The sequence below is a fragment of the Mesorhizobium sp. genome (genome assembly GCF_004962925.1).
Lineage (GTDB): Bacteria > Pseudomonadota > Alphaproteobacteria > Rhizobiales > Rhizobiaceae > Mesorhizobium.
The window spans coordinates 4,415-11,472 of the sequence record NZ_SUEO01000117.1; the positions used below are offsets into that span (position 1 = coordinate 4,415).

Below are 7,058 nucleotides of genomic sequence, written 5' to 3' on the forward strand. Positions count from 1 at the left end.
CCTGCACACCGGCACCGACGCTGCCAAGCTGATGTCGCTCTTGATGCTGGTGTTTTCGGTGTCGCCGATCCTGGCGCCGCTGACCGGCAGCGTCATCATCGAGAATTTCGGCTGGCGTGCCGTGTTCTGGACGGTAACGGGTGGGGCGGTGCTTGCCACCATCCTGCTGGCGACCTCGCTCAAGGAAACACGGCCGGTCGAGGCGCGTGCAGGCAGTTCGTTCGGTACCGCGCTCTCCGCTTATCGCTTCCTGATGGGCGACCGCAACTTCCTTGGCCTGGCGTCTATCGGCGGCTTCGGGATCGCGAGCTTCTTCGTCTATCTGTCGAGCTCGTCCTTCATCCTGATCGACCATTACGGGCTGTCGCCGTCGGTCTACAGCGTGTTCTTCTCGATCAACGCGGTCGCCTTCATAGGCATGTCGCAGTTGACGGGGGTGCTGTCCGAACGGTTCGGGCTAAGACCCGTGGTGCGGGTCGCGGTGGTCGGCTATGCAACGACGATGGTGGTGTTGTTCGCGGTGATGGCGTCCGGCGTCGACCGGCTCGACGTGATGGCGGCGCTGCTGTTCGTCGGCTACGGGTTCCTCGGCCTGGTCATCCCGACGACTTCGGTGCTGGCCATGGAGGAGCATGGCGCGATCGCCGGCACGGCCTCGGCGCTGATGGGCACACTGCACTTCGCCATCGGTGCGGTCGCCATGGGCATCGCCGGCGTGTTCTTCGACGGAACACCGCTGCCGATGGTGGCCGGCATCACGCTTTGCGCGGTGATCTCCTTCACGCTGGCCAAGTTGACGCTCGGCCGTGGACGGGAGGTTGTCGAAGCGCCGGCAGAGTAGACGCTTTCCAACGAGAGCATGAAAAGGCCGGGTCATTCCCGGCCTTTTTCACGTCTGCGGAGAGTAAAATCTCCCTCACGAAGGCCCGCAACCAGCGATGCGCCGGGAGTGGGCGAGGCGGCCTGGACACCCAGCCGCGCGGGGGGACGCAGATCACGTTTGCGCCGCTCGCGCCGCCTCTGCCAAGAGACGTTGACGATGAGCAGTTTTCTGTGTAGCAGCGATGATCATGAAGATCGAAATGGTTCTTGCAGTGGTAGGAAAGCGCACGGGCAGGATGGTGTAACCATCCGGCGACAGCCTCCCGTGCGCGACAGACAGGCTCCTGACGGGGCCTTTTTTTATGCCCGAAATTCTTTTTATGCCCGAAATTCGGCGATGCCCCGTCAAACCATCCTCATCACGCTACGGGGCAGAACCATGACCGGCGATAATTCCATTCAGGCTACGAGCAACCGCATGACAGGAGCGGAGATCGTTCTCCGCGCACTCAAAGACAACGGCGTAAAGCATATTTTCGGCTATCCCGGCGCGGCCGTATTGCCGATTTATGACGAGATATTCCAGCAGGATGACATCAAGCATATCCTGGTGCGCCATGAGCAAGGCGCCGGCCATGCCGCCGAGGGTTATGCCCGGTCCACGGGCAAGGTCGGCGTGATGCTGGTCACATCGGGCCCGGGCACGACAAATGCCGTAACGCCGCTGCAAGACGCGCTCATGGATTCCGTGCCGATTGTCTGTCTGTCCGGACAGGTGCCGACAACACTGATCGGCTCCGATGCCTTTCAGGAATGCGACACAGTTGCCATTACCCGGCCCTGCACCAAGCACAACGCGTTGGTCAAAGACGTCAATGAACTTGCCTCAACGATCCATAGGGCATTCCACATCGCCCAGTCCGGGCGACCGGGGCCCGTCCTCGTCGACATGCCGAAGGATGTTCTGTTTGCTTCTGGCACGTACACGCCGCCTTCGGATGTTGTCGCACTGAAAAGCTATCAGCCGAAGGTGCAGGGCGACATGACCGAGATCGGCCGGGCGATAGAATTGATGGCCAATGCGCGCCGTCCCGTCATCTATACCGGTGGCGGTATCGTCAATTCCGGCCCGGAAGCATCGAGACTGCTCCGGGAACTGGTTCAACTGACTGATTTTCCGATCACCTCGACGCTTATGGGCCTTGGAGCGTATCCCGCCTCCGGCAAGAACTGGCTAAAGATGGTCGGCCTGCACGGTTCCTATGAGGCGAATAAGGCCATGCATGATTGCGACGTCATGATCTGCATTGGTGCTCGCTTCGATGACCACGTGACTTCGCGCGTGGATCTTTTCTCGCCAACCTCTAAGAAGATCCATGTCGACATAGATCCATCCTCGATCAACAAGAGCGTCCGCGTCGATATCGGCATTCAAGGCGATGTCGGCCGTGTTTTGGGCGACATGGTTCGCCTATGGCGCGGCCTGCCGCAGAGCCCGGACGGAAGCCGCCTCGACGGCTGGTGGAGGAAGATCGCCCGATGGCGTGCGCGCAATTCGTTTTCTTATGAGACAAACAACGACGTGATCATGCCGCAATATGCGGTCGAGCGTCTCTACGAGTTGACGAAGGATCGCGACACATACATCACCACTGAAGTCGGCCAGCATCAGATGTGGGCTGCCCAATTCTACGGCTTTGAAAAGCCGAACCGCTGGATGAGTTCGGGCGGCCTCGGGACGATGGGCTATGGCCTGCCGGCGGCGCTGGGCGTGCAGATCGCACACCCGAAGAGCCTCGTCATCGATATTGCCGGCGACGCATCGGTTCAGATGACGATGAAAGAGATGTCGGCCGCGGTTCAGTACAATGCGCCCATCAAGATATTCATCCTGAATAATGAATATCTGGGCATGGTTCGCCAATGGCAGCAAATGCTTCATGGGAACCGTCTTGCACATTCCTATTCCCAAGCCTTGCCCGACTTTGTCAAATTGGCGGAAGCGTTCGGTGCGGTCGGCATATTTTGCGAGAAACCAGCCGACCTTGACGATGCGATCCGGGAAATGATCGATGTAGACCGACCGGTGCTCTTTGACTGCCGTGTTGCCAAACTCGCCAATTGTTTTCCGATGATCAGGACGGGCAGAGCGCACGATGAGATGCACTTGCCGCATGAGGCTATCGACGAAACCTTTGGCAGCGCGATCGACACGATCAGCCAGGGATTGGTATGAACGTGGGTGGCTGCTCGCTACAAGCCTGCCTCGGCGAAGATAAATCGCAGTCGCGCCTCGACCGGCGCCAAGGGCAACGGGACCAGCTCGTAGCCCAATTCCGTGTAGACACTGGTCAGCGCATGATAGGTGCGTTCGGCCTCGTCGAGGGTCTGCTTTCGCTCGCTGTCCTGCCGAAAGATCTCCGGCCATGGTGGTGCGATGAAGACATGATTGGCGTAGCGGAAACGTTCGGCGGCATTCCTGACGTGGTCGGGCACCGGCAGGCCAATGAGGCGCAGATAGCCAAGAGTGTCCGGCACGCCGCGATCGAAGAAGACAGGCCCGTTCTGTTCGAGCGCGGCTTGGTAGGAGCGCAGCTCCCAGGACAGCATCAGTTCGGCGAACAGTGCCGGATCGTGCCAGGGCAGGGCAGAGCCGCCTATCGCCGCCTGGTCGCGGATGATGCCGCGTCCGGCTTCGGTCGAGGTGGCAAGGCCGGCCGACCGTAAGGCTTCGATCAATGCGGTCTTGCCGGAACCCGGGCCGCCGGTCAGCACGAAAAAGCGATCGGAATCGTTTTGCATTCTTTTGGCCCTTTGGATGAATGCGGCAGCCCGCATTTGCCAGCAAGACAGCTTCGCGACTGGCGCAGCGCAAGAAGCGCGGCCAACAAGCCTGCTGCCGTCACAATATCAAGGGGAAATCAAAGGAGGAGAAGTGGAGGTTTCTGTTGCCAGGTACCTCCGAACCCCGCCTAGAAGTGCGAACCACTAGGGCTTGAATTGAAGCTATCGCACCGCTTACGCGGCGAGACGTGCTTCCGCATAGTTGTCGTTGGCAACTATAAGTTTAGCCCGATAACGGTGGTACAATGCCGGGCAAAAGTACGATCTTTACACCTTCGTCGATCCTATTTCGCCCCCAGCAAAAGCCGCTCTTGAAGAGCGGTTTTTGGTGGAGGCGCCGGGTACCGCCCCCGGGTCCGAACGGCTTATTTCATCGCCTGTTTATCGCCATAGTCGGTCAAGCCGACAAAACAGATATAGGGACCGATCGTGGAAAATGAAAGGGCTCAATTGATGCTTTGTCGCTGTGTCAAACGGCATCGCCAAGGCTTGACTTGTGAACGGTCTCAACCGAAGCTTTGCGGCGGTGAGGCGTTACCGACCTAGCGCACATTTTGCGGCAGCGCGCCACAACCCTCATCGACTGGATCCCGTGGCGCCGACGAGGGGAAATTTGATGGCCGATTATCTCGCAGACGTGAAGAAGTACGACGCCGCGGCAGATGCCGACGCGGTCGCCAAGATCGTGAAGCACTTGGGCATTGCGCTCAGGAATCGGGATTCCTCGCTGGTGTCCTGCACGGATCCCAAGGAACTCGATCGCGTCAAAGCCAACTGGGTTGCCAAAAAGCTCGGCATTGCCGACGGCAGCAAGGCGGACGCGGCCATCGAAAAGACCTGCAAGGCGATGGAGGCCGACAACACCAAGAGCCGCGTGACCTTCTATTACCTGGTCGCCAAGGACCTGGGCAAGCTCGCCAGCCTCTGACAATCATCTTGCAGCGGCGGATGCTGGCGCGATTTCCGCGCCAGCCCAGAGTGTAACTGTTTGTTGGAACATTCTGCGCTTTAATATGTTCGGCCGGCAGCCAGTCGGTTATGATGGCCGGTAACCCGAATCGAGCCCCCTAATCGAGCCGAAGCCGATGCGCCAGTATCTCGACCTCTTGAAGCACGTGCTGGAAAACGGCGCCGACCGCGGCGACCGCACCGGCACCGGTACGCGCTCGGTGTTCGGCTATCAGATGCGCTTCGACCTTGCACGCGGCTTTCCGGTCACCACCACCAAGAAGCTTCACCTGAAGTCGATCGTGCATGAACTTCTGTGGTTCCTGGCTGGCGACACCAACACTAGATATCTCAACGACCACGGCGTCTCGATCTGGGACGAATGGGCCGACGAGAATGGCGACCTCGGCCCGGTCTATGGCAAGCAATGGCGCTCCTGGCCGGACGGCCATGGCGGCGCCATCGACCAGATTGCGAATCTGTTGAAGGAGATACGCAAGAACCCTAATTCCCGACGGCTGATCGTTTCGGCGTGGAACCCGGCCGAAGTGGAAGCCATGGCGCTGCCGCCCTGTCATTGCCTGTTCCAGTTCTATGTCTCGGAAGGCCGGCTCTCCTGCCAGCTCTACCAGCGTTCCGGCGATATCTTTCTCGGCGTGCCGTTCAACATCGCTTCCTATGCGCTGCTCACTCTGATGGTGGCGCAGGTGACGGGGCTGAAGCCGGGCGATTTCGTCCATACGCTGGGTGACGCGCATCTTTACGCGAACCACTTCGAGCAAGCGCGCGAACAGTTGCGGCGCACGCCCAAGGCGCTGCCGGCGCTATGGATCAATCCGGAGGTGAAGGACATCTTTGCCTTCCGCTTCGAGGATTTCCGGCTGGAAAACTACCTCGCCGATGCGACGATCAAGGCGCCGATCGCGGTGTGAGCCGCAAACATCGAGCTTCTACCGACCCTGTCTCGAAATCGCTCGGCTGCTGTCCGTTCGTCGATGCCGACCACGATATCCCTTGACCTGCGGCACCGGCCCGCAACGTTTCGCTGTATCCACCTCAATTGATCGCGAGCGGTGGCGACAACACGCAATGCCATCGGCCGGGCCATTAACTGGGCCATTGCCCGGGCCAAGTCTGGCAAAAAGCCTTCCCTTGTTATATTCATGTGGATATATCGATTGGCAGGCTGGCGCCGATCGGATTTTCAAGCTCCGGGGAGAGTTTCATGCTGCTGCGCAAGGGTTTCGGATTGAAGGCGGCTGCCATTGGTGGTCTCACGACGATGCTGATCGCCGCTATGCCGGCTGCCCACGCGGATGACAGACTGATCGTCTTCGCCGCAGCAAGCATGAAGAACGCCCTGGACGCCGTGAACACCGCCTGCGAGGCCGATGTCGGCGAGGCGGCAACCGTTTCTTATGCGGCAAGCTCCGCATTGGCCAAGCAGATCGAGGGCGGCGCGCCGGCCGATGTCTTCATCTCAGCCGACCTCGACTGGATGAAATATCTGTCCGATAGGAAGCTGACCAAGCCGGATACCGAAGTGAAGTTGCTCGGCAACGAGATCGTGCTGGTGGCGCCGAAGGATTCGCCGGTCGAAACCAGGATCGAAAAGGGTTTTGATCTTGCCGGGCTGATCGGCGACGGCAGGCTTGCCATGGGCGATTTCAAGGCGGTGCCGGCCGGCAAATACGGCAAGGCGGCACTTGAATCGCTCGGCGTCTGGTCCTCGGTCGAAGGCAAGGTGGCGCAGGCCGAGAATGTGCGCGCCGCGCTCAAGCTGGTTTCGACCGGCGAGGCAGCACTCGGCATCGTCTACGCCACCGACGCGCACGCCGAGCCCGGCGTGAAAGTGGTTGGCACCTTCCCGGAGGATACGCACCCTCCGATCGTCTACCCGGTTGCTCAGATCGCGGATTCGAAGGACAAGGATGCGCCGGCATTCCTGAAATGCCTGCAGTCCGCCAAGGCCGGCGAGCTCTTCAAGGCGCAGGGTTTTACGGTCCTTACGCCGAGCAACTGAGGCACGACGCCAAAAGATGAACTGGCTGCTGGACCTCACCCCCGACGAATGGAATGCGGTCCGGCTGTCGATCAAGGTGGCGACGGTGGCGATGATCGCCAGCCTGCCGCCCGGCATATTGATCGCGCTTGTGCTTGCCCGTGGACAATTCTGGGGCAAGACGCTGCTCAACGGGCTGGTGCATCTGCCGTTGATCCTGCCGCCGGTGGTTGTCGGCTATCTGCTGCTGCTCTCCTTCGGCAGGCGCGGCCCGGCCGGGGCCTTTCTGGCCGAGCATTTCGGCATTGTCTTCTCTTTTCGCTGGACGGGTGCGGCGTTGGCCTGCGCGGTCATGGGCTTTCCCTTGATGGTGCGGGCGATCCGGCTGTCGATCGAGGCGGTCGACCGCAGAATCGAGGCGGCAGCCGGAACGCTTGGCGCC

Annotated in this window: 6 protein-coding genes, 1 other RNA gene and 1 pseudogene; 6 read left to right on the plus strand and 2 right to left on the minus strand. The window is 60.2% G+C overall.

The window, feature by feature from the left end; translation table 11 throughout:
* A partial coding sequence (locus tag E5W87_RS21495; protein WP_292401920.1) for an MFS transporter occupies positions 1-841 on the plus strand: 841 nt, incomplete at its 5' end.
* A 420-nt stretch (positions 842-1,261) separates the two neighbouring features.
* On the plus strand, positions 1,262-3,058 hold the full coding sequence (locus E5W87_RS21500; protein WP_292401923.1) for an acetolactate synthase 3 large subunit: 1,797 nt from the start codon (positions 1,262-1,264) through the stop codon (positions 3,056-3,058).
* 17 nt (positions 3,059-3,075) lie between these two features.
* Here E5W87_RS21500 and E5W87_RS21505 read toward each other — a convergent pair whose 3' ends face one another.
* Both E5W87_RS21505 and ssrA read right to left on the minus strand, forming a co-directional pair.
* Positions 3,076-3,624: an AAA family ATPase gene (locus E5W87_RS21505; protein ID WP_292401926.1), complete on the minus strand. Its 549-nt coding sequence runs from the start codon at positions 3,622-3,624 to the stop codon at positions 3,076-3,078.
* 132 nt (positions 3,625-3,756) lie between these two features.
* Positions 3,757-4,112, minus strand: a transfer-messenger RNA (tmRNA) gene (ssrA, locus tag E5W87_RS21510).
* Between the two features lie 170 nt (positions 4,113-4,282).
* Between ssrA and E5W87_RS21515 the strand changes: the two genes are divergently transcribed.
* From E5W87_RS21515 to E5W87_RS21530, 4 genes and pseudogenes are all read left to right on the plus strand, one after another.
* Entirely contained in the window at positions 4,283-4,594 is a 312-nt protein-coding gene (locus E5W87_RS21515; RefSeq protein WP_095518624.1) for a DUF2853 family protein, read from the plus strand.
* Positions 4,595-4,751: 157 nt separating this feature from the next.
* Positions 4,752-5,546: a thymidylate synthase gene (locus E5W87_RS21520; protein WP_292401929.1), complete on the plus strand. Its 795-nt coding sequence runs from the start codon at positions 4,752-4,754 to the stop codon at positions 5,544-5,546.
* Between the two features lie 296 nt (positions 5,547-5,842).
* A complete protein-coding gene (modA, locus tag E5W87_RS21525; protein ID WP_292401966.1) occupies positions 5,843-6,637 on the plus strand; it encodes a molybdate ABC transporter substrate-binding protein in 795 nt (264 codons plus the stop codon).
* 16 nt (positions 6,638-6,653) lie between these two features.
* Positions 6,654-7,058 (plus strand): annotated as a pseudogene (locus E5W87_RS21530) (ABC transporter permease subunit); the annotation flags it as partial.